Raw genomic sequence first — 22907 nt, 5'->3', positions numbered from 1 at the left:
CTAGTGCCGAGCAGTTTAGATATTAATCGGTAGAGAAATTGAACGCTCCCATCAATGTGTAAAAATCCGATAGACTCTGTTTATCGGATTTTTTCTGCTCATTTACCAAGCCCTCATCATTTACCCAATATAAACTCAATCAAGTAGTGACTCTGAATGACTTGTCGTAAATAAACGGATTGAAGCGTTTACCAACTCACAAATATTGCCGCCCCAAGAAAGTGAAAGCTAACCTCGAAACCTTGTGTATGGTTACAAGTAAGAATAGCTCTCTACAATGATAAAACTATTGAGAATATTGGCTTGGTTTTATGTTTCTGGATTTTATATTGCAGGGTGATTATCGACTCATAAGTTAGCTTAATAATAAGCATTGAAATAATAAAGTGAGTTACCGCACGTTATGTGTCAAGGTGTGTTTGTTTTGTACTCACGACTGGTACGATAAGCAAAATGTTAGGTGCTAATCTGAAGGTCTTTGGTGTATTGGTATGGGAAAATTTGCGCAGCTTAGAAAAAATATCTGGATGATTTTTTCAATCATCTTTATATCATCCTTAATGCTGCTTTTTTATACGTCATACACTAGTTGGGAATCCAGTCAGCAGACAGTACTTAATAAACAAAAGAATCATGTTGATTTGTTCGGCAACTCTGTTCGAGCGTTTCTTGAATCCCAAGAGTCGTTGCTCGATGTCTTAGGTGTTCAGCTTATTGCACGACATAAAATTCCAGAACAGCCATTACATGATGCTGCACTTGATCATACGATGAATACCAACCCAGCTTTTATTGGGTTAGGGCTTATTGCCTATGATGGGACACCACTTGTCGCAAGCTCAAATTTTGATCTTGATAAAGTCCCAAACCTAATGCTCAATGAAGGGAGTCGAAAAACATTCGTTCAAGCCCGTGATAGTAAAAAAATAACGACGGGGCAAAATTATGAGATAAATGGTCTGGACTCAATAACGTTAGCGATGCCGATTCGTAAAGCGATTTATATCCCGAAAGATGCATCCCAAGCCATTGCTGTGATGACTGCGGGTATTCGACTCGATAATACACCAATATTTAATGGTCATGATGATTTAGCGCCCTATCATAAGATTGAAATTGTTCGAAGTGATCGATTTCTACAATTTAGTTCCCAAAGTGAAGTTGTCGATTATAGTAAGCCTGTAAGTGACTCTTATTTCCGAAGTCTGAACGAGAATGTTAACAGTGATGACTGCTTTTCCGTTTTTGAATACGAGGCTGAGGGGACTGGTAGTAAGTTACAAATCGTTGCTCACTATGATCCTTTTCTTGAAGTATGGTTTGTATCTAAAGTCGATAAAAAATATTTGTTGCAAAGCTACTTTGACCACTTAGCGCTCAATGCAGGTGTTTTCCTCCTTTATAATTTCTTTATCTTTTTTCTTATTCGTACTATCGCCAGTTCCGAAAAGCGAAAAGAGAAAGAGCTGCTGCGTCTGGCTAATCATGATGCCTTGACGGGGTTGCCAAATCGAATGGAGTTGTTTGGTCAAATTCGTCAAACTTTAAATAGCCTAGAATACGAATATAACCATCATGCACTGCTGTTTTTGGATATTGATGATTTCAAGAGCATTAACGATGCTCATGGGCATGAATATGGTGATCTCCTGCTCATTGAAACGGCATCTAGAATTAATCAGAGTATTAGGCCGTGTGATGTGCTGACTCGTTTTGGTGGGGATGAATTTGTCATTTTACTGTCTGGGTTAGGGGTTGATACAGAGAAATCTAATCTTACGGTTGAAAATACCGTTGATCATCTGCTTGAAATATTGTCGAAACCATATGCGCTTAAAGAGTACATCTACAACAGTAGTGTCAGTGTTGGCATTGTCCTATTTGATGATGACTCGAGTTCAGAGTCTGAACTCATCAAACATGCTGATATTGCGATGTATAGGGCTAAAAACTCAGGAAAAAATACTTACTCTGTTTTCGATCCTCAAATGCAAATTGATGTGGCGTCTGAATTTTTGCTGGAAGCTCAATTAAGAAAGGCGGTACGCGACAACCAGCTTGAATTATTCTACCAGCCCCAAGTTGACCACGATGACAACATCATCGGAGCAGAAGGGTTGTTACGTTGGATTCATCCAGAAAATGGAATGGTAGGGCCAAATGAATTTATCCCGCTTGCTGAAAAGACCGGGCTTATTATTCCTATTGGGAAAATGGTTTTAAAAATGGCCTGTGAAGAGTTAAGTCGTTGGCAAAAAGAGGCCTCAAAAGATCATTTAACTCTGTCTGTTAATGTGAGTTACAAACAGTTCAAAGAGCTTGATTTTGTTGCTCACATTCAACAATTAATCAGCGATTACCATATTCAAAGTGGGCGCTTAAAGCTTGAATTAACGGAAAGCATGCTGGCGGATGATATTGAAAGTACCATTGTGCATATGAATGAGTTACGAGAGAGTGGTGTGAAGTTCTCTTTGGATGACTTCGGGACGGGGTATTCCTCGCTTAAATACCTTAAAAAATTGCCGCTCAGTCAGCTAAAAATCGATAAATCATTTATCAATGAGCTAGTGTCAGATGCTAATGATCAGTGTATTGTAAAGACAATCATTTCGATGTCCAAAGAACTTGGGTTTAATATTATAGCTGAAGGTGTAGAGACATCAGAACAGAAGCGATACTTAGAGCAAGCGGGTTGTGCTTTTTACCAAGGGTATTTGTTCAGTAAGCCGCTGCCAAAATCACAGTTTAATGTGTATTTTAGGCAGCCTGAAGGTGTGCTAGAAGAAATGATATAGCACTTTCTCACATGGTACATATTTGGTAATAATCAGCATCATGGTTATTTTGGCTTAAGCTAGCCCTTTTAGGTAGGTGATGCTATAAATTACCGCCATTAGCCCGCTTCATTCGCATCTTGCTGTTTCATTACTTTGTGTCCATCTTCGGTGACACCTTTCTTCCAATAACTACTGATGTAAATGTTCTCTTTTGCTACTTTCTTTTCATTGCGGAAGTAATCACGTAGCTCTCGCATAGTATCAAACTCACAAGCAACCCAAACAGAGGCTGTTCCACTTAACCATGGCAGTGATTTGATCTTGGGCGTGAGAGTGTCATTATCAACTAGCCAGATAACCTCTATGCCGGTTGGCGCATCAAGTGTTTGTATATCTGCGTGTTCAATGACCTTTATGACGGCATACCCTTTAGCGTCATCAGGAAGAGTACGAAGTTTCGTTGATAAAGCAGGCAATGCTGTCATGTCGGCAACCGTGAAGAACCAGTCTGCATTTATGTTTAAACTGCTAATACTTCCCGGTCCTGCAATATTGATGATATCGCCAGTTTTTGCATGCATTGCCCATCGAGCAGCGAAACCACAGCGACAATCATCAGTGGTATGGCGTACAAAATCGACATCAATAGTACGTTGCAGCGGAGAAAAGTGCTTAATGGTGTAAGTACGCATCACAGGTCGTTCATTTTCATCAACCTTTGTTAAATCGGTGCTTCCAGTTTGAGTAAATAGGAGTTTGATATAACTTCCCTCGCAGTTATTCGGGAAATGCGCAAGTGCTTCACCTTGTAGCGTAATTCTTTGCATGTTCGGTGATATTGGGACTGATTTAAGTACAGTGAGCAAACTTGGTGTTGGTTTTTTCATAGGATCCTTTTGGATATTAATTATCATTTAGATCTAGCTTATCATTGCATCTTGCTAAATAGTATCGTCTTTATATTAATTTACACTTTCAATACTGTAGGAACTCTCGTCGTACGTGCGAGGGTTTGCAATATTTACTTGTAGTGGGTCGACTGCATTTTGAACATCGATCAGTGTCACCTAATGTTTCGCCTTTTCGTATCCACTCAATTAAGGGCACTAAAACCAGCAGAATCATTATTAAAGGTTTTGTGCTGCTATTTTAGGTTGAACTTGAGTATTTACTTTAATTTTACCAGCCTTTGTGTAGTGTTTTTGTGGGTTAATTGTTGTTAAAATGTGCTACTCATTGTTGTTAGTCGCAAAGAAATACTTGAATTGCAGGCAACTTCATATTGTTGGTTAAAAGTTGTAATTATATTTGACTATGATGTCGGCAGGTGTTTATTATTTACCCTTTAAATAAAGGGTGTTGCCTTTTAAAATTTTAAATCTTCTGATCTAGATAAATGATGAGTATAAAATGAAGAAAATAGTTGTAGCACTTGCGCTTCTTGCCGTGTCGATGAATGCCAATGCAGGTAAACCTGAGAAAGCTGGTAAAACGTTTGCGCAAATCACGGCGTGCCACTTGGCTGGTAAAATTAACAAATCAGAGAAAGCTGAAGCTGATTTTGCTGTTATTGGTAAATATAAAGTAGCAACTCGTGGTGAGTGGTGGAAAAAACAGATGAAGAAAGCTCAGATGAAGGAGTTTAAGCGTCTTGATGACACCAACAAACTAGAGCTAGGCATTATGTGTGGCATCATTGAAGATAAGTATCTTTAATATTTAACGTTTTATTTAAGGGAGATTTTATATCTCCCTTTTGATGTTTTGTATCTCGGCTTTTGGTTTTTATCGCTTACAAGCAACAACTATTGCCAATTTCACCTTTTATAGACTTGTGTAAGTGTAAATTGCATAGCCACCAATACTGATTTGAGGCTTATATGAAAAAGAATAACGGATTGATTTTTAGTACGCCATTACTCATGATAGCGATATCCTTAGGTGGTTGTGGTGATGTTGAAGAAGTGGTTAAGGTTGAAGAGTCCACCGTGAGGCCAGTCAAAACGTTCACTATTCAACGCACTACAGAGTCCAAAAAGTGGGAATTCCCTTCTACTATTAAAGCAAATAAATCGACAAACCTATCATTCAAAAATGGCGGTACACTGACAGTCTTAAATGCAAAAAAAGGACAAATTGTTGCTGAAGGTAATCTATTAGCCAAAATTGATGACCGAGATTTTAAAATACAACTCGCTTCATCTGAGGCTACTTATAATCAGGCCCTTAAAGCTTTCGAAAGAGCCAAAACACTTATCAATAAGAAAGTAATCTCTAAGAGTCAGTTTGATGAACTGGAATCGGTGATGATTTCAGCAAAAGCAAAATTGAATAGTGATCAAAAAGCGTTAGACGATACCAATATATTCGCTCCTTTTTCAGGTGTTATCTCTGATGTGTTTTTCGAACAATTTGACAGCGTGAGTGGTTCATCGAAAGTAATTACTTTAATAGATACGACTCGATTAAAAGTAAGCTTTGATCTACCAGCCGATACGCTGAGAACGCTAGATAAAAAGCCAGATACGAAGGCTTTCGTTGTTCTTCAGAGTCAAACCGACAAAAAAATTGATGCCAAGTTTGAAGAGATTTCTCTCGAAACGAATCAAAACTCCCAGTCTTACGAAACCACGATGTCATTTGTGCCACCCCAAGAATTTGTAGTGTTACCTGGTATGCCTGCAACAGTATTAATGGAATCAATGGGGGATGCTGATTCAAACATTTTTCAAATACCGGCAAGCGCTATCTTATCTTCTGGCGATGAAAGATACGTTTGGACAGTAAACAATGAATCGAATAGAGCCAACAAAGTTGTCGTAAATGTCAAAGATGGAATTGGCGAGTTCCTTGGCGTTTCAAGCGGCTTACAGCTAGGTGACCGAGTTATCATCAGTGGTGCATCATATGTGTCTGAAGGCATGGAAGTATCAGAATGGGAGGCCAAATGAATATAGCTGAGTTTTCCATTCGAAATAAAGTACTCTGCGCCATTGTTATTATTTTAGCTTTGATAAGTGGCTATAGTTCTTACGAGAGTATGGCAAGGCTTGAAGATCCTGAGTTTACTATCCGAAAAGCACAAGTCATCACATATTATCCTGGGGCAACGCCTTTAGAAGTGGCTCAAGAATTAAGTGAGCCGATTGAAAGTGCCATTCAGCAGATGACGGAAGTTAAATCAGTTAAATCTGTATCGTCAGCTGGAAAGTCAGAAATATTAGTTGAAATTAAATATAAATTTTCCAAAAACAAATCGGAGCTTCAAGCGGTTTGGGGGAAATTGCGAAATAAGGTTTCCGATGTTTCTGGAACGCTGCCTACGGGATCATCTGCCCCAATTGTAGCGGATGATTTTGGTGATCTCTTCGGGATGTATTTTTTCATATATGGTGATGAATACACTTTACCTGAATTAAGGACTTACGCTAAAACACTGCGTAATGATTTGATGTCAATCAACGGTGTTGCAAGGGTTGACATTAGCGGGGAAGCAAATGAAGCCATATATGTTAAGTTTTCAAGGGAGCGGATGCTTAACCTTGGTGTATCCATCCAATCAATATATCAGAGCTTAGAAACGCAAAACTTAGTAGTGAATGCTGGGGAAATTGATGTTGCACAGCGAAGAATCGCAATCTCACCATCTGGTTCGATTAATTCTGTAGACTCGATATCCGATATTTTAGTTAAGACTTCGGATCTAGGCAACTTGGTCTATCTCGGTGATGTCGCTGAAGTCTCGCGAGAGCTTGTAAAACCGGAAGAAAGGCTTTATTACTTCAACGGACATCGTGCTTTAGCTTTAGGCCTATCAGCAACGAGCGGTGAAAATATTGTTGAAGTTGGTAAAGCAGTTAACAAAAAAATATCAGATACACTTAACGTTAGGCCTCTTGGTATTGATGTCAGTAATTATTACCACCAAGGTGAATCGGTAGAAGCGTCAATAAATAATTTTGCACTCAATGTTGTGATGGCATTGGCAATTGTTATTGTAACTTTGTTCATTTTTATGGGAATAAGATCAGCGCTTATTATCGGTTCGATCTTATTGCTGACGATTGCGGCAACGCTAGCGGTAATGAACCTTGCTGGCATTCCAATGCATAGGATTTCTCTTGGGGCTCTAATTATTGCTCTCGGTATGATGGTTGATAACGCGATCGTTGTTGCTGAAGGAATGCTGATAGGAATCAAAAAAGGCTTAAACCGTTTAGAGGTTGCAAAATCTATTGTTGCGCAAACTCAATGGCCGCTACTTGCTGGTACTTTAGTTGGCTGCGTTGCTTTTGCACCTATAGGCTTTGCGCCAGGTGACATTGCCGAATTTACGGGTCACTTATTCTGGGTGATTTTAATTTCACTCCTGTTCAGCTGGTTGTTTGCAATCACAATAACACCGCTGCTTTGTTACTCGATCTTCAAGACTGATGACAGTTTCGCTATTCAAAAAGAAGGGCGACTGACGCTTAGTTATAAAAAGCTCATGCGCACGATGCTTAATCATCGCTGGAAAGTCTCGGCTGTTGTTGTCGCGATGTTTATGTCGGCTTTATACGGTTTTGGCTTCGTGAAAGATGGCTTCTTTGCTGCTTCAACGACACCACAATTTGTTGTTGATTTTTGGCTGCCAGAAAGTACATCAATCAACCAAACTGATAAAGAAATCAAGAAAGTTGCTAAATATGTAGAATCACTACCAGGCGTTAATACTATTCAGACCTCCGTAGGTGCGGGTGGATTGCGTTATATGCTGGTTTATTCTCCACAATCACCAAATTCCTCTTATGCACAATTGTTGGTTAAAGTGGATGATTACCAAACTATTCGAGATAAAATCACGAAAGTTCAGCGACATATTGATACTGAATTTCCAGATGCTCAAGCTAAAGTATGGCAATTCCAGCTAGGTCCAGGTGGTGGTTCAAAAATCCAAGCTGAGTTTTTTGGACCTGATCCCAAGGTTCTTCGTCGTCTTGCAAATGAAGCAAAAGCTATCATGCACCGCGATAGTGATGCGATTTCGATAAAGGATGATTGGCGTGATCAAGTGAGTGTACTTGAGCCTATTTTGTCTAAAGTTAAAGCAAAACGTGCTGGTGTCACGATTCAAGATGTAGCTCTTGCTATAAAAACAGCATATTCAGGGCGACAAATTGGTTCCTACCGCGATGGTGAAGATATTATTCCTATTATATCAACGTCACCAGATTCCGAATTTGAGAACCCAGATGATATTTATAATATCCAGGTTATTAGTTCAACGACAGGGAACATTGTACCTCTGAGACAAGTTGTTGATGGGTTCAAAACAATTTGGCGTGATGGACGGATGAAACGTGATAATCGTATATGGCGAATTAAAGCGGAAGCGGATCCAAAACCAGGTGTATTGGCATCAGTTCTACTCAATCGATTATCGGATAAAATCGAGGCGATTGAATTGCCGACTGGTTACACTCTTGAATGGGGTGGGGAGTATAGAGACTCAAAAGAATCAAATGAAAACATAGGCTCAACCTTACCTTATGGGTTTGCGGCGATGGTGATTATCGTTTTCGTATTATTTGGTTCGGTTCGTCAACCACTTGTGATATGGATGGTGGTTCCACTTGCTATCATTGGAGTCGTTATTGGTTTACTTTCTGCGGGGATGCCTCTCGAATTTATGGGTATCCTTGGGTTGCTTTCACTTTCAGGTTTGTTGATTAAGAATGCTATTGTACTGGTTGATCAAATAGATCTTGAAATAAATGATGGAAAACCTCGATTTACCGCGATTGTAGACGCGGCAACAAGTCGTGTACGACCTGTAACGATGGGGGCACTAACAACCGTGCTTGGTCTTGTTCCACTTTATTTTGATGCATTCTTTAAGTCGATGTCTGTTGTCTTAGGTTTTGGTTTGACCTTTGCCACGATCTTGACTCTCATTATTGTTCCTGTACTTTATGCCATTATGTTTAGAGTCAAAGCAACAGAAGTGTAATTAAAAGCTAGCATAGTACTGTTTATTTAAACTCTGACGCTATAAGCCTTCTGTTTTCAGAAGGCTTATTTTGTATGGTGGGTGCGGTAGCATTATTTTGTAATGATGATCTTGGGTGCGACGACAATGGGTTGCATTAAGCGTAAAGCAATCGGAGTCAATGCCTTTGTTACTTTCGCAACGTTGTACAGTGTAGGTGCGAGATTGATATGTTTCGTAGGGGGTGCAACTAATAACCTTGAACTGTAACGGGTACTCGTGCAGCCCATCGTTGACGTAATCAAAATAAGTGTTAGAGATAGATATATGGGTAATTTCATTGTTTGTCCCTTTTTAACATGCAATTACTTATATGAGACTTAATTCTTAATGCTCATCTTGCTTGTTAATATCTTGGCATTTATTACGATGATAGATAAAGCTTAACAATTGAAGTTTATAATGCATCCACTTGAAGTAACATATGACGTTACTTGTTGGTGTTAGAACTGACAGTATCAAACATATCGAAATGCCAACGTCTTAATGCTATGACGATAGAGGTACCGTTTCGATCATTAATATCTAGATTCGAGTCTTCATCACACGCTTCGTGGAAGTCATCGACGAGTTTTTGAACCTGTCCCTGAAATTTTTGGTTCGTATGTGGAGACATTAGTCCTGTCGCCATTACTAGTTTTTCATCCTGGCGACTAAAGTAGCTATTAAAAAATTCAGGTAAGACTTCCTTCAGAAAGAAGGACTGAATGGGCCCTCCACCAATCCAGTCAAACTTAGGAGAAAGCAATAGGCGTATACGGTTGTCGGGCATCAACTCAATGATACGCATTCGATCTAATTCGGCGAGTTTTTGAATCAGTACATTTTTATTGATGTTATAGCGACTAATGATTTCCTCATATTTAAATCCGTTTAGTACGCTAACTGACACTAAGAGTAAAACTTTATCCGACACGATCATCTGCTCTTGCTCAAATGATAATGTTTGAAGACCTTGGTCGGTTCGGGAGGCTAAACGGAAAAGCTCCGTTAGATCAATTCGGATGAGTTGGCAGATTTTTTCCAGTCGAGTCAAACTTATATTGCTTCCATCAGCGAGTAGACGTTTGACTGAGCCTTCACTCAATTCAAGTTGGGTTGCGATATCTCGATATTGAATTTCGTGCAGTTTTAGTTGCTTCTTTAATTCTTTGATGACAATTTTTGTTCCTGACATACAAGTTCTCAGTGTTTCTTGTCTAAGGGATCTACCAAATAATCTAACAGTTTACTCATCCTAAGTAATAGATCTTAAAGCAGTTATTTTCATTGAAAATACCAAAAGCGCCAAATGGAATGCATTTAGCGCTTTGTTTATCATCCTTCGTCATGCCAATATTCAGTTATTAACTAAAATTGGCCAGTTGAGATGTTAGCTATTGTCTAATTGAGGTTCTAGCGTTTGTTTCTGTTCTTGCTCTTCTTTTTCAAGAGCTTCACCACGTTCAATTAGATTCTGAATGACACGCGATAGACCGAAAGTCAGCACTGCCATGAACGCTGCAATTTGCGCTAGCATGTAGAAGTATCCTGTGTAAACAGATTCAACCACTTCGTGTGTGAAAACAATATCTTTAGGAAGTGCTATCTTGGTTGCAATAACCGCCGCTAAAATACCACTTAGTGAGATAGCGACAGCGCGTAACCCAATTGAGAAGGCTGCTAAATATCGAGGAACCATCTCAAAGATGAAGCCAGCACCAAGGGCACCAACAATTAACTCTGCAGCAGATTGAAAGAAGTGCACAGAGAGGATCCAGTTTGCGGATATTTTCCCGTCTGGCCCCATTGAATCTGCTGATAGTCCTAACAATGAAAATGCGATCGCACTTAGCACGAATGCACCAGCGATTTTAGTTGGGATTGTAGGAGAATAGCCTTTACGATCTAACCATGCATAAAGTTGAATCATTGGACCACCAAGAACAAAGCACCATAAAGGGTTGAATGCCATGTTGGATTCAGGGTGAATTGGAATAAAGCCGAGTAATGTATCCCCCATCAAGTTGATCGCGTACATATTCATTGAGGTGAACATTTGACCATAGAAGAAGTAGAACACGATCAAGATACAAACGGTAATCAATACAGCAACCATTTTGAATTGGTAGGCTTTCGTCGCCCGTGTTATCTCATAGATAAAGTAACCAATAGCACCGAAACCGAGTGTGTATAAAATGTATTTACCAGTATCTAGATTGGAGAAGATCCAGAAAACTAAGCCCAGTACCGCAATCGAACCACCGACGAACATCGCCCAAGTCATCAACGGAAGAGGTGTTTTATCTATTGGGTTACCGACGCTGCTGAGTTCTTTACGGAATTTAAAGAACATCAATAGGTTGCCGACCATCAATAGGGCAGAAATAAAGAAAACGCCTTGGTAGGCTAGGTAAGCTATTAAGAAAGGAAAGAGGTATTTTGCAGAGAAAGAACCGAGATTGTTGATTGAATAGTTTACCGTAAGACCCTGTTGGAATGCATCGCGATTGGTTTCTGAATATGAGTTGCCAAACAATACTGTAGGACAGGTAGCCGATAGGCCACGAGCATAGCCAATGAGAGCAATAGCTAGGATGCTTAGAGGAATATTAAGGCTGCTTGCGCCAATGCCTAGTAATAAAAACCCTGCTAAATAAGCCGTATATCCAATATAGACTGCGCGGAATGCCCCTATAAATTTGTCAGCGACAAACCCACCGACGGCTGAAAAGACAGGTCCTACCGCGCCAAACGCTCCCATCATCATTATGGTATCAGCTTCACTGTAGTTTAAGTCATTTAGGAAAAACTTAGTTAAGAGAACAAATGTTCCATAGAAAGCGGCTCCCCATAAGAACTGCCGCAGAATTAGAATTTTGGATATGGTAGGAAACCTAGAATTATGGTCTTGCATGTTTTGCTCCAGACATTTGGATATAATTATTTGTGCCTATCAATTGGCACTGTTCGCCTTCATTTTTAATAGTGCTTTATGCTAAATTTGTAAATAAATTTAGATTCTTCTTTAACAAAAATATCACGATTGCAGTTTAACTAGCTATTAAGTATGAATTTCATAGTGTTTATAGCACGCATGAATATATGAAAATGGTACGAGTGCATCAAATTTTAATGTGTTTAGTTGCGCATTTGCTTTTGTGAGGTGAAGCATGCATTTTAGGAGGTTATCAAGTTTAAAATTGATGCTTGATTAGTAAAATTTAAGGTAGGGTTTAGTTGAAATATGTTATCTAGATATGGTGTTAAGAATAATCGCGAGGCTTAATAGTGGATAGCGCATAAAAGCGAATTAAAAAATCTGAAGTTTGTAGTTGAATGTAGAGAGTATCAAAATTGAAGATAGACAGGGGGCGATTTAAAGAGTGTAGTAAGCAATAAATATTGTTGATCATTCTCAATTAGAAAGGAATTTTTGGGTATAAAAGAGATGTTGGTAGGCCGCCTAAGATAGACAGCCTAAATTTGAATTACTTGAGGGATAAGATATTGATTTCAACGCGGCGGTTGCAAGCTTTACCCTGTGATGTTGAGTTCGTACAAATAGGGAAGCGCTCACCAAGACCTTTACTAGCAACTCGACCTGACGCAACATTTTGACGGACTAGGTAGTTCGCAACAGATTGAGCACGTTGCTCAGAAAGTTTTTGGTTAGTTGCATCGCTGCCGGAGCTATCAGTATGGCCAATAATGTCTAGGCGTGTATCAGGGTATTCCACTAAGATTAGAGCAATGCCATTGAGTGTCGAGTAAATGCTTGAAGATAAAGAGTAAGATCCCGAACTAAAGCCAATACCATTTTCCATTACAAGTTGAAGCTCGTTTTCACCAATACGTCTCACTTGCACACCAGAATTCGCTAATTTAAGACGTAAAGCTTCTTCTTGTTGATCCATGTAGTAGCCAGTACCAGCCCCGATTAGTCCACCAGCCGCAGCACCACGTAATGCGTATTTTTTACGTTCCTTTGCATCGTCTCCTGTCGCTAAACCAACCGCAACGCCAGCTAGAACACCTGCAATCGCACCTTTGGTCGCAGAGTTTGTTTCCATTTCGCCTGTAGTGGCATTTTGCCTTTGAGTTGCTTGGCAACCTGTCATTAATGCTGCCAGAGTGATAATAGAGATGATTTTTTTCATGGGATTTATTTCTTTGATTGAGAGATAGTATAAATATAAGCGATTAAGGCAGATATATGAATTATTCAGTAGCGATAAGGCCGAAATTAACCGTAAATTGACGAAGTGTTGTGGCGCAAGGGTTAAGTGCTAACAATAAACATCTAAATCAAAACTCAATGGGCTACTTACTGATGAAGAAACAGGTATTAGGTGAATTGTCTAGTGCCATACTTGGAGAGTTTGGTTGTGGTAGAAGGTCGTGTTGGAAAGAAAGTAGCTGATGAACGCAAAAAGAGAATGTATTGCTACATTCTCTTTCTATTTATTCGAGCTTTAATGGCACTTCAACTGAGATATCTGACAATTACCTGTTGTTGAATCAATTCTAAATGAAAGGGCATGGGAGTGATAGTCAATGCCATCGTTCCAGATCATTTCACCAAAAATTTTACATAACGTTAAATCACTGACAAATCCATGTTTCTCTATATGCTCTATAACTGAAATTAATTTAGTTCTTATTTCAACTGGACAATCGTTGTCCATTCGGTGATTCAAAGCCATAATTTTATGCATATTTACTAGCCACTTTATGTTTTTTTATGAAGCAATATGAACAGTTATATTAAACAAAAAATGGGCGATTGTAAATGTTTTTGTGAGGTGGCTCTCGTTTTCGTCTGAGTTTATGTTGATAAAACCATCAAGTGTGATGAATTTATATTCAATACATATTAAGACGCTTCTTGTATGCCTTACAGGACGGGGCTCTCAGCTAGGTAGGTAAATTAAAACTCATAAATTGTGTTAATCCGGTATGTTGAGGTGTCCAGAATTTAGAGGTATTGGATGAACATTATTTTTTGGAATTAAATTCAAGATCTGACATAAAGTGCGCATCTTGTAACACCTTAGCCTCATAGATGTAACGTTGCTCAAGAGTTTCAATTTTTAGCATTAAAGCGATAATGTCAGATTTTAACTCCTGTGCTGACTTAACGTACTTAAGGCTAGCAGTGTGATTTGCGATTAAATTATCTTCTATGCAATGAGAACTCAAACGTTGCCATGTTAAAGTCATGCCGTTAATTGAATCAATCTTCTCGCTTAAAAGTGTTGAAGCTTGAGACAGTTGAGTCGCTAAGTTAAGTGCGCTTTGAATTTGATCTTCCAGTATTTTGTGAAGATGAACTTTTGCTGGGTGCCAAAATATCGTGAGCTCTTGAAGGGTAAACTCTTTGGACATGAAGACTTGGGATTTGTGTCTAAAGAGAAGTTCATTGAATTGGACTGCACTTAAGTTATACCACTCTTCCAGCGCTTCATGTTGCTTTTGAGCTTTATCCCAAGTCACAACGGTGCAGTGTTGTGCATTCGAGTAAAAACTGAACGAAAATAGCGCAAGATACAGGCCGAATCTGATGCATTTCTTCATAAAAACCAATGTGCTGAGAAGTTATATATAGTATAGGTTTATAAATGATGGAGTGCCTAAGAGATAAATTAGATCTATATATCAGCTGCCTTTAAAAGCTCTCACAGGTTATGTCAACTTGTTGTACACTCAAAACTATATATATTGGGCAACTGCTTTAGAGATATATCCATATGAAAAAAGTAATAATTATGATCGTCATTTTAGCCATCCTCGGCGGGGCCGGTGCTGGGTATTATTTCTTTTTCATGCAAGAGGACGACTCTGATGCCGCAAATCAATCTCAAGAAACCGCACCAATACAGCAGACACCCTCAGAAGGCTTGGTCATTGATTTAACCCCCAAACCTGAAAATACTGAATTTTATGTGGCATCGGCCAAACTCAATATTATGGATCGTCCATCTAATGACGGTATTATTATTGGAGCCTTGTACAAAACGGATTTCGTTGAGGTGCTTGAGAAAAAAGACGGCTGGGCGCGAATCTCAGAAAACTTCGTTTATGGGGATGGAGAGTTGGAGCAAGCTGACTGGATCGATATGTCATTTTTAGCCATTGAAAAACCAACTATTTCTAAAAAAGAACGTATTGAAACTATAGATGCGTATATTGCTGAGTCAGATGACTTAATGGACTACCGAGCTGAATTTCGAGCTGCGACAGAGAAGCTTCTGAACGAAGGCCAATGTGAACCGAAAGACTTTGAACAGCTTAAGGGTTGGATCCGCTCCATCAATTATAAAGATGAACCTGTGTATTTCGTCTATTGTGATGGTCTGGAGCTAGAGAACAAAATTTATTTAGACGTATCAACGACAAAATTGTTTTATAAGCAATTGTAATATAATGATATTTGTCAGATGCCTATTGGCTCTGGTGGCTTTTAGATCTTTTTAGTTGTTCATTCCTATAACTGGGCCTATTATTCAGACTTTCGCAGTGGGTTCGTTTCACCACTTACTGTCACTTTACTACTATATATGTTGGCTATGTTTCGAGTGCTGGTAAGATCTATTCTTGTATTTATGTGTGCGGTGGCTTTCCCCTCGCAGGCGTTTGTACAAGTAGAAATCAGCCCTAATAATGAGTATACCCAACCTCAAACCAATCACGCGGCATTCGAGAGCGAGTCTCAGGCTGAGTTAAATCGAGTGTTGAGTTCACCGAACTCCTTACATATTGGTGACACTCCACCAATTTCAATCGATCTTCATCGTCGTCCAATCCATGCCAACGTTAATCAGATTCGTTGGACATATACACCTAGAGATCAAGAGACCATTGATGACCTAGGTTTTGATTCGCATAACCGCGATGATCTGCCACAATACCAATTTATCTTATCGTCCCTAAAATCTATGCCAGCTTTCGCTTGGTATTCGAAAATTACCCTTTCAAATTATCGTGTTTCTGGCTGGAAAGAGAGCAACGCATTTTATGTTGCCCTGAATAGCCAATATTCCTCTTCATCTATTTAACGATTCACTTAACTCCATACCTATTCGATAGGTAGTCTCTATTGTTTTTTGACTTGGTTCATTCCAAGGGCATTCTTATAGATGAAAGAAATGAAAAATATAAAAAATCAAAAACGCATGAACCACTATTCTATGTGGAAATATCTGGTTCTTATTGTTGCAGTGGTTCTATTGGCTCTCAGCGCCATCCCAACTTGGTACGGTGAGCAACCATCGATACAGATTCAAAGTGAGGCTCTACAGCCTTCATTATCCTCAATCACAAAACTGGATCGATTCTTAAAAGGTGCAGGGGTATCAGCGCAGGAAATTACACAAAATAAAGAGCAAATGACTTTGGTTTTTCGAGACGAAGATACCCAGAGTCGAGCACGTAAAATATTAGATTCAGTCGTTACACAAGCGGATGGTATTACCTATTCGTATGTCTCTGTTGCGCCTAAGTGGCTTGGGGAGTTAGGCTTCAATCCGATAAAACTTGGGCTTGATCTTAGAGGAGGAGTGCAGTTTTTACTTAACGTAGATGTAGACCAAGCTTTTTCAGAGCAACGAGATGCCATTCAAGATGAAGTGAGAGAGATGTTGCGTGCTGAACATTTACGCGGAGTAAAAGTGGTAAGCCGAGGTGTTGATGGATTTCTCGTAAGTGCGAAGTCAGCTGATCATCTTAATCGTATTCGTGAATACTTAAATAAAAGCTATCCAAATTGGGTTGTTAAGCGTTCATCTGGTCAATTGTTAATTCAGCCATCACAACAAAATAAGACTGAGTTTCAAACCATCACGCTGCAACAGAACTTAAAAATTATGCGTGGAAGGATTGAAGAGTTAGGTATTACTGAAGCTTTAGTCCAGCGACAAGGTGAGCACTCGATTCGGATTGAATTACCTGGCGTACAAGATCCATCACAAGCAAAAAATGTGATAGGTGCGACTGCCAGTCTTGCATTTCATCAAGCTAAATCCCCTTCAGAAGCAAAAACAAGCCGTGACATCACTTTGGCTGATAACGATGGCGCGTCGGTAACCTTGGTAAAGAAAGCGATTTTGACCGGTGAACATATCGTCAATGCAAGAGCGAGTTTTGACAAGATGGGTCGGGCAGAGGTGGATATTTCACTGGATCACGCCGGTGGCAAAATCATGAGTGACTTCTCTGGAAAGCACATTGGAAAACCAATGGCTACGGTCTATCGGGAGTACACTCTAGATGCGCAAGGTAACTCACAACGAAGTGAGAAAGTGATTAGCGTTGCGACTATTCAATCACAGCTTGGTAGTCAATTCAGAATCACAGGGGCAGGAACCATTGACGAAGCTCAACAACTTGCGCTTTTACTTCGTGCGGGTTCGTTGACTGCTCCAGTAACCATAGTGGAAGAGAGAACGATCGGCGCATCACTTGGCGCTGAAAATATTCACAATGGTTTTGCAGCGCTAGCTCTAGGGATGGGTTTGACCCTTGCGTTCATGGCGCTTTGGTACCGCAGGTTAGGATGGATTGCGAATGTCGCTTTAGTGGCGAATATGGTCTGTTTACTCGGCATGGTCGCTTTGTTACCTGGTGCAGTTTTAACATTACCTGGTATTGCTGGATTGGTTTTAACTGTCGGTATGGCTGTTGATACCAACGTTCTTATTTTTGAAAGGATAAGAGATAAACTGGCAGAAGGACGAAATTTCGCACAAGCCATCGATCAAGGATTTAGTTCTGCGATAAGCACTATTTTGGATGCAAACATTACCACAATGATCACGGCTGTCATTCTGTACTCAATGGGAAATGGGCCAATTCAAGGCTTTGCTTTAACGCTTGGGTTGGGGCTTATTACGAGTATGTTTACAGGCGTGTTCGCTTCACGAGCAATGATCAATCTAATTTGGGGCCGTGATAGCCGCCGCGATGTAAGGGTGTAATGATGAATCAGATAAAAAGTAATATTCGCAAAATTCGCTATTTCACTAGCTATGTATCGATTGCGTTAATGGCGGTTTCATTACTCGCTCTAGGGGCTAGAGGGCTGAATATGGGACTCGATTTTACGGGTGGAATGGTGACCGAGATACAAGTAGATGCCAGTGTCGATAGCCACCAATTGCTCTCCTCATTGACTCCTGAATTGGGTGAAGAGACAAGAGTAACACCATCTGGAGAAGTGGGGCGCTGGGTAATTCGTTACGCTATACCTGAACTAGGCGCTGATGTTCCAAATATTGAACCTCTATTGGCTCCAATATCAAACCATGTTGAAGTGGTTAGCAATAGCATGGTTGGTTCTCAAGTGGGCCAAGATTTAGTTGATCAAGGCGGGCTCGCATTGTTGATCTCCCTTTTATGCATTTTGGGTTATTTATGTTTCCGTTTTGAATGGAGACTCGCAAGCGGTTCATTATTGGCACTATTGCATGATGTGGTACTGGTTTTAGGCTTCTTTGCACTGACTCAAATGGAATTTAACTTAACCGTATTTGCAGCCATACTCGCCATACTCGGTTACTCCTTAAATGATTCTATTATCATAGCCGATAGGGTGCGAGAGCTTCTTGTTGCAAAACAGTCGTTATCAACAAAAGAGATTAACGACCAAGCTGTTGTTGCAACGTTTTCTCGCACTATGGTGACATCAGGAACAACGTTAATTACCGTTGGCGCATTATGGCTTATGGGAGGGAGCGCGTTAGAAGGTTTTTCTACCGCAATGTTTATCGGTATTCTGACCGGAACATGGTCATCAATATCGATAGGAACAGTGTTGCCTGAATGGTTAAAACTGGAACCTAAGCATTATTTACCTGTGGGAGTCGATTCTGCACCTTAGGCTAATCGATGGTTTACCCTAGATAAAAGAAAACCCCGAATTAACGGGGTTTTCTTAACATGAAAGAGGAGCTACAAAATAGGCAAAATCATCTCTCCTCAACCATTGCTTTTTTACTTAGACTTCTTTGTCTTTTCCTAGAGAAAGGAATCCAACAGAGATGGCAGCAACAACAGCGAATCCGCTTAAAATAATCACGGGCATTGCACTGTAGCCAAGAATATGCCAAATAACTGATTCTAAAGTACTCATTCTGTAACTCCTATTACCAGCCTTCAACGCCGCTCATGTCTGGAAGTTTATGTGCAATACCTTTGTGGCAATCTACACACGTTTTTTCACCTGAAGCGAGTGCGGTAGAGTGTTGTTTAACACTACGTGGGCCTTGCTCAGAAAAGTCCATAAATTCAAATTCATGACAATTACGACACTCTTGAGAATTGTTACTCTTCATTCGATGCCATTCTCGTTCTGCTAGGTGTGAACGTCTTGCTTTGAACTTCTCGTCAGTACCGATGGTATCAGTAACAAAATAAGCAAAAAGCTCTTTAGACGCTTGAACTTTACGTACTATTTTGTCTGTCCAGTTGTGTGGAACGTGACAGTCAGAACAGATAGCTCGTACACCTGAACGGTTCGAGTAGTGAACCGTCTCTTGGATTTCAGCAACGATAGGGGCATGACAACCAGAACAGAATTCTTCCGTATTAGTTGCTTCCATACCCGTGTTGAATGCACCCCAGAAAAGAAGACCACCAGCAAATCCCATAAATAGAACAACACCTACAGCTGCTTTACTTGGGCTTCTTAATCTGGTCCAAAACGCTTTTAATAATTTCATATATAGCCTCTCTTATGCCTTTGGCTATGATTATTTTAATGAATCAACGCGTTGGAATTCATTCTCAACTAATGGTTTAGCATCAGCTTGAGGAACGTGACATTGCAGACAGAAGTAACGACGAGGTGATACATCTGAAAGCACTTGGTCTTCGCGGTTCATGTAGTGAGTTACACTAATTTTAGTTGCACCCATCTCTTTAGCGTTTTTCCAGCTGTGACAAGAAAGACATTTGTTCGCATTAAGAGACACTTCATAGTTACGAATTGTGTGTGGAACAAGAGGTGGCTGATATACGTAGTCACTATCTAATGTTACGTGATCTCTTGGGAAACGTTTAAAATCGTCTGCCGCACGTGTTACTTCAAGTTCAGAAGCTCCACGTAGGGATTCTACGCCACCAATACCGCCTGGGTTATCAAGCTCAGCTTGAGCAACACCAGTCATCAAAGCACCGATTGATAAAAGGGCAATAATCAGTTTTTTCATGTTTATTTCTCCGCCTTATGGCTAATTCTTTGATTGGCAACCTAAGACTCTAGGTTGCCAGTGCAATCATTTCTGTTCTGGTGCTTAAGATACTTTCGTGATCTTAACCGGACACTTCTTAAAGTCTGTCTGTTTAGACAGTGGGTCCGTAGCATCAAGGATCAGTTTGTTGATCAGAATGCGAGCATCAAAGAACGGTACAAATACCAATCCTTGCGGTGGACGGTTACGACCGCGAGTTTCCACTCGAACTCGAACTTCACCACGAGCGTTCTCCATTAGAACTTCATCACCTCTGCGTAAACCACGTGCTTTTGCATCAGCAGGGTGGATGTAACAAAGTGCATCAGGAACGGCTTTGTAAAGCTCAGGAACACGACGAGTCATTGTACCTGTATGCCAGTGTTCAAGTACACGTCCAGTACATAGCCACAAGTCATATTCTTTATTTGGTACTTCCGGTGGCGCTTCGTATGGTGCTGAAATGATCAGAGCCTTGCCATCTGGTTTACCATAGAATTCCCATCCAGCACCTTTCTTAACATACGGGTCAGAGCCTTCTTTGAAACGCCATTTAGTTTCTTTGCCATCAACAACAGGCCAGCGTAAACCACGTACGTTGTGGTAAACGTCGTATGGTGCTAAATCGTGACCGTGACCGCGACCAAATTCTGCGTACTCTTCGAATAGGCCTTTTTGTACGTAGTAACCGAAGTGGTGTGCATCGTCGTTCAATTCACGAGCTTCTTCGATAGGGAATTTATCTACTTGACCGTTTTTGAACAGCATGTCATACATGGTTTTTCCACGGTATTCAGGTGCTTTTGCAAGTAGTTCTTCAGGCCAGATCTCTTCCATTTTGAAGCGCTTAGTGAACTCCATTACTTGCCATGAATCCGACTTCGCTTCACCAACTGTACCCACTTGTTGATACCAAGCTTGTGTACGACGTTCAGCGTTACCGTAAGCACCTTCTTTTTCTACCCACATTGCGGTTGGAAGAATCAAGTCAGCCGCTTGAGCGGTTGCTGTTGGGTAAGGGTCAGAAACAACGATGAAGTTTTCAGGGTTACGGTAACCAGGCAAACGTTCAGTATTAATATTTGGACCCGCTTGCATATTGTTATTACATTGAACCCAGTAAGCGTTGATCTTACCGTCATTTAACATACGGTCTTGTTTAACCGCGTGAGCACCAGGCTTCGCAGGAATCGCTCCTTCAGGAAGTTTCCAGATTTTTTCAGCAATAGCACGGTGTTTAGGATTTTTAACCACCATATCCGCAGGAAGACGGTGTGAGAATGTACCAACTTCACGAGCTGTACCACACGCGGATGGTTGACCTGTAAGTGAGAACGGGCTGTTACCTGGAGTCGCAATTTTACCTGTAAGAAGGTGAATGTTGTACACCAAGCTGTTCATCCAAACGCCACGAGTATGTTGGTTCATACCCATAGTCCAAAGTGACATGACTTTGATGTTTGGATCAGCATATTGTTTAGCAAGCTCAATCAGTTTCTCAACAGAAACGCCTGACATTTCAGAAGCTTTCTCTGCTGTATAAGAAGCAACAGAAGCTTTGTAACCTTCAAAATCAAGTGGGTGCAGTTTACCAACGTTCGGGTTTGCTGCTTTCACTTGAAGTGGATCGTCATCACGTAGGCCGTAACCGATATCAGTCGTTGCTTGCTTGAAGTTCGTGTGCTTGTTTACGAAGTCCCAATTTACAGCATCGTTTTGGATGATGTAGTTAGCAATGAAGTTAGCGATAGCAAGGTCAGACTGTGGTTCAAAAATGTAACCAGTATCTGCTAGTTCAAATGAACGGTGGTAATAAGTCGATAGTACATTCACTTTTACGTGTGGATGGCTTAAACGACGGTCAGTGATACGAGTCCATAATACAGGGTGCATTTCTGCCATGTTAGAACCCCACAGAACGAATGCATCTGCGTGTTCGAAATCGTCATAACAGCCCATTGGCTCATCGATACCGAAAGTACGCATGAAGCCACCTACAGCAGAAGCCATACAGTGACGAGCGTTTGGATCGATGTTGTTTGAACGGAAACCCGCTTTCATCATTTTAGCGGCGGCGTAACCTTCCATTACTGTCCACTGACCTGAACCGAACATGCCAATACCCGTTGGGCCATGTTTTTTCAGTGCCGCTTTCCATTTTTCAGCCATTGTATCGAAAGCAACATCCCAAGAAACAGGTGCGAAATCACCGTCTTTGTCATATTTGCCATCTTTCATACGAAGAAGAGGAGTTTCAAGACGGTCTTTGCCATACATGATTTTTGACAGGAAGTAACCTTTAATACAGTTGAGGCCTTTGTTTACAGGAGCTTCTGGGTCACCCTGTGTCGCAACAACCTTACCGTTTTGAGTACCAATCAGAACAGAACAGCCTGTACCACAAAAACGACAAGCCGCTTTATCCCATGTTATTTTTGTTTGGTCTGAACTAGCGATCAGATTCGTAGCAGTAGCTGGCAATGTTACGCCCGCAACCGCTGCCGCTGATGCAGCTGCATTTGCTTTCACAAATGCACGTCTTGTCATTTTCATACTTCACCCTCAATTTGGGAATGGTTAGTTCCAGTGTCTGTATCCATATCGTCTAGGTCGGTTTCGATTTGGTGGTAAACCAAAGCAGTGCCTAAAACATTTGGTAAATCGTTGATCGCTTCTATAGTGTCGGTTACATAACCTTGGTTTTCGGTTTCCAACACCACAACTATTTTTCCTTTAGGACTATCGCCATAGATTTCTGCATTTTCGAATTGTTCGATTTGCGCTTTGATCTCAGCTAAGTGTTCAGGAGCAACATGCACAACCAAACTTGAAATATGCACTTCATTTAGTGCCATAAATTACTCTCGTTATTATCGCCGAAGCGAATGT

Annotated in this window: 20 protein-coding genes; 8 read left to right on the top strand and 12 right to left on the bottom strand. The window is 40.5% G+C overall.

The annotated features are described in order from the left end of the window. Window positions 1-491 precede the first annotated feature (491 nt). On the top strand, window positions 492-2798 hold the full coding sequence (locus F0249_RS08135; protein WP_171756347.1) for a bifunctional diguanylate cyclase/phosphodiesterase: 2307 nt from the start codon (window positions 492-494) through the stop codon (window positions 2796-2798). A 98-nt stretch (window positions 2799-2896) separates the two neighbouring features. Here F0249_RS08135 and F0249_RS08130 read toward each other — a convergent pair whose 3' ends face one another. Beyond that, window positions 2897-3667, bottom strand: coding sequence for a siderophore-interacting protein (locus F0249_RS08130; RefSeq protein ID WP_171756346.1), 771 nt, complete (start codon window positions 3665-3667; stop codon window positions 2897-2899). 523 nt (window positions 3668-4190) lie between these two features. Here F0249_RS08130 and F0249_RS08125 point away from each other — a divergent pair. The 3 genes from F0249_RS08125 (at window position 4191) to F0249_RS08115 (ending at window position 8772) form a co-directional block, all read left to right on the top strand. Beyond that, window positions 4191-4496, top strand: coding sequence for a hypothetical protein (locus F0249_RS08125; protein ID WP_017051213.1), 306 nt, complete (start codon window positions 4191-4193; stop codon window positions 4494-4496). Window positions 4497-4660: 164 nt separating this feature from the next. After that, window positions 4661-5731, top strand: coding sequence for an efflux RND transporter periplasmic adaptor subunit (locus tag F0249_RS08120; protein WP_017051214.1), 1071 nt, complete (start codon window positions 4661-4663; stop codon window positions 5729-5731). Next, window positions 5728-8772, top strand: coding sequence for an efflux RND transporter permease subunit (locus tag F0249_RS08115; protein WP_113798093.1), 3045 nt, complete (start codon window positions 5728-5730; stop codon window positions 8770-8772). The genes F0249_RS08120 and F0249_RS08115 overlap by 4 nt, the downstream gene beginning before the upstream one ends. A gap of 92 nt (window positions 8773-8864) precedes the next feature. Here the strand turns inward: F0249_RS08115 and F0249_RS08110 are convergent, their stop codons facing one another. From F0249_RS08110 to F0249_RS08090, 6 genes are all read right to left on the bottom strand, one after another. Next, the gene (locus tag F0249_RS08110) at window positions 8865-9092 is read right to left on the bottom strand and encodes a hypothetical protein (protein WP_171756345.1); all 228 of its coding nucleotides are present in this window, start codon (window positions 9090-9092) and stop codon (window positions 8865-8867) included. Window positions 9093-9241: 149 nt separating this feature from the next. Next, window positions 9242-9988, bottom strand: a complete 747-nt coding sequence (locus F0249_RS08105) for a helix-turn-helix transcriptional regulator (RefSeq protein ID WP_171756344.1) — start codon at window positions 9986-9988, stop codon at window positions 9242-9244. Between the two features lie 195 nt (window positions 9989-10183). Further along, window positions 10184-11707: a peptide MFS transporter gene (locus F0249_RS08100; RefSeq protein WP_171756343.1), complete on the bottom strand. Its 1524-nt coding sequence runs from the start codon at window positions 11705-11707 to the stop codon at window positions 10184-10186. A gap of 574 nt (window positions 11708-12281) precedes the next feature. Further along, window positions 12282-12950 carry an OmpA family protein gene (locus tag F0249_RS08095; protein ID WP_017051218.1) on the bottom strand — a complete coding sequence of 223 codons (669 nt, stop codon included), beginning with the start codon at window positions 12948-12950 and terminating at the stop codon, window positions 12282-12284. 315 nt (window positions 12951-13265) lie between these two features. Next, a complete protein-coding gene (locus F0249_RS20400) occupies window positions 13266-13508 on the bottom strand; it encodes a hypothetical protein (protein ID WP_113798014.1) in 243 nt (80 codons plus the stop codon). A gap of 280 nt (window positions 13509-13788) precedes the next feature. Then, window positions 13789-14367 carry a hypothetical protein gene (locus F0249_RS08090; protein WP_171756342.1) on the bottom strand — a complete coding sequence of 193 codons (579 nt, stop codon included), beginning with the start codon at window positions 14365-14367 and terminating at the stop codon, window positions 13789-13791. Between the two features lie 173 nt (window positions 14368-14540). Here F0249_RS08090 and F0249_RS08085 point away from each other — a divergent pair, with 173 nt between their 5' ends. The 4 genes from F0249_RS08085 (at window position 14541) to secF (ending at window position 18667) form a co-directional block, all read left to right on the top strand. Further along, on the top strand, window positions 14541-15212 hold the full coding sequence (locus F0249_RS08085; RefSeq protein WP_171756341.1) for a hypothetical protein: 672 nt from the start codon (window positions 14541-14543) through the stop codon (window positions 15210-15212). Between the two features lie 192 nt (window positions 15213-15404). Beyond that, a complete protein-coding gene (locus tag F0249_RS08080; RefSeq protein ID WP_171756340.1) occupies window positions 15405-15848 on the top strand; it encodes a hypothetical protein in 444 nt (147 codons plus the stop codon). 81 nt (window positions 15849-15929) lie between these two features. After that, on the top strand, window positions 15930-17765 hold the full coding sequence (gene secD / locus F0249_RS08075; RefSeq protein WP_171756339.1) for a protein translocase subunit SecD: 1836 nt from the start codon (window positions 15930-15932) through the stop codon (window positions 17763-17765). After that, window positions 17765-18667, top strand: a complete 903-nt coding sequence (secF, locus tag F0249_RS08070) for a protein translocase subunit SecF (protein WP_171756338.1) — start codon at window positions 17765-17767, stop codon at window positions 18665-18667. Before secD ends, secF begins: the two co-directional genes overlap by 1 nt. Window positions 18668-18784: 117 nt before the next feature. Here the strand turns inward: secF and F0249_RS08065 are convergent, their stop codons facing one another. From F0249_RS08065 to F0249_RS08045, 5 genes are all read right to left on the bottom strand, one after another. Beyond that, window positions 18785-18919 (bottom strand): TIGR02808 family protein, encoded by a 135-nt coding sequence (locus F0249_RS08065; protein WP_017051224.1) that lies wholly within the window; start codon window positions 18917-18919, stop codon window positions 18785-18787. A 13-nt stretch (window positions 18920-18932) separates the two neighbouring features. Beyond that, complete coding sequence (locus F0249_RS08060) at window positions 18933-19508, bottom strand: NapC/NirT family cytochrome c (RefSeq protein WP_017051225.1); 576 nt, start codon at window positions 19506-19508, stop codon at window positions 18933-18935. Between the two features lie 30 nt (window positions 19509-19538). Next, the gene (locus F0249_RS08055; RefSeq protein ID WP_113798026.1) at window positions 19539-19997 is read right to left on the bottom strand and encodes a nitrate reductase cytochrome c-type subunit; all 459 of its coding nucleotides are present in this window, start codon (window positions 19995-19997) and stop codon (window positions 19539-19541) included. A gap of 84 nt (window positions 19998-20081) precedes the next feature. Beyond that, on the bottom strand, window positions 20082-22571 hold the full coding sequence (gene napA / locus F0249_RS08050) for a periplasmic nitrate reductase subunit alpha (RefSeq protein WP_171756337.1): 2490 nt from the start codon (window positions 22569-22571) through the stop codon (window positions 20082-20084). Next, window positions 22568-22873 carry a chaperone NapD gene (locus F0249_RS08045; protein WP_017051228.1) on the bottom strand — a complete coding sequence of 102 codons (306 nt, stop codon included), beginning with the start codon at window positions 22871-22873 and terminating at the stop codon, window positions 22568-22570. Before F0249_RS08045 ends, napA begins: the two co-directional genes overlap by 4 nt. Window positions 22874-22907 lie beyond the last annotated feature (34 nt).

The sequence above is a fragment of the Vibrio sp. 03-59-1 genome, assembly GCF_013114135.1.
GTDB classification, from domain to species: Bacteria; Pseudomonadota; Gammaproteobacteria; order Enterobacterales; family Vibrionaceae; genus Vibrio; species Vibrio cortegadensis.
Note: the sequence above shows the minus strand (reverse complement) of the source record. Positions and strands in the feature narration are given on the sequence as shown.

Bases quoted from the DNA above. Each gene is read 5' to 3' on its own strand.
- F0249_RS08135 (WP_171756347.1), top strand. From the start codon at position 492: ATGGGAAAATTTGCGCAGCTTAGAAAAAATATCTGGATGATTTTTTCA.
- F0249_RS08110 (WP_171756345.1), bottom strand. From the start codon at position 9,092: ATGAAATTACCCATATATCTATCTCTAACACTTATTTTGATTACGTCA.
- F0249_RS08095 (WP_017051218.1), bottom strand. From the start codon at position 12,950: ATGAAAAAAATCATCTCTATTATCACTCTGGCAGCATTAATGACAGGT.
- F0249_RS08060 (WP_017051225.1), bottom strand. From the start codon at position 19,508: ATGAAATTATTAAAAGCGTTTTGGACCAGATTAAGAAGCCCAAGTAAA.
- F0249_RS08085 (WP_171756341.1), top strand. From the start codon at position 14,541: ATGAAAAAAGTAATAATTATGATCGTCATTTTAGCCATCCTCGGCGGG.
- F0249_RS08090 (WP_171756342.1), bottom strand. From the start codon at position 14,367: ATGAAGAAATGCATCAGATTCGGCCTGTATCTTGCGCTATTTTCGTTC.
- F0249_RS08055 (WP_113798026.1), bottom strand. From the start codon at position 19,997: ATGAAAAAACTGATTATTGCCCTTTTATCAATCGGTGCTTTGATGACT.
- F0249_RS20400 (WP_113798014.1), bottom strand. From the start codon at position 13,508: ATGCATAAAATTATGGCTTTGAATCACCGAATGGACAACGATTGTCCA.
- F0249_RS08115 (WP_113798093.1), top strand. From the start codon at position 5,728: ATGAATATAGCTGAGTTTTCCATTCGAAATAAAGTACTCTGCGCCATT.
- napA (WP_171756337.1), bottom strand. From the start codon at position 22,571: ATGAAAATGACAAGACGTGCATTTGTGAAAGCAAATGCAGCTGCATCA.
- F0249_RS08045 (WP_017051228.1), bottom strand. From the start codon at position 22,873: ATGGCACTAAATGAAGTGCATATTTCAAGTTTGGTTGTGCATGTTGCT.
- F0249_RS08130 (WP_171756346.1), bottom strand. From the start codon at position 3,667: ATGAAAAAACCAACACCAAGTTTGCTCACTGTACTTAAATCAGTCCCA.
- F0249_RS08065 (WP_017051224.1), bottom strand. From the start codon at position 18,919: ATGAGTACTTTAGAATCAGTTATTTGGCATATTCTTGGCTACAGTGCA.
- F0249_RS08100 (WP_171756343.1), bottom strand. From the start codon at position 11,707: ATGCAAGACCATAATTCTAGGTTTCCTACCATATCCAAAATTCTAATT.
- secD (WP_171756339.1), top strand. From the start codon at position 15,930: ATGAAAGAAATGAAAAATATAAAAAATCAAAAACGCATGAACCACTAT.
- F0249_RS08125 (WP_017051213.1), top strand. From the start codon at position 4,191: ATGAAGAAAATAGTTGTAGCACTTGCGCTTCTTGCCGTGTCGATGAAT.
- F0249_RS08105 (WP_171756344.1), bottom strand. From the start codon at position 9,988: ATGTCAGGAACAAAAATTGTCATCAAAGAATTAAAGAAGCAACTAAAA.
- F0249_RS08120 (WP_017051214.1), top strand. From the start codon at position 4,661: ATGAAAAAGAATAACGGATTGATTTTTAGTACGCCATTACTCATGATA.
- secF (WP_171756338.1), top strand. From the start codon at position 17,765: ATGATGAATCAGATAAAAAGTAATATTCGCAAAATTCGCTATTTCACT.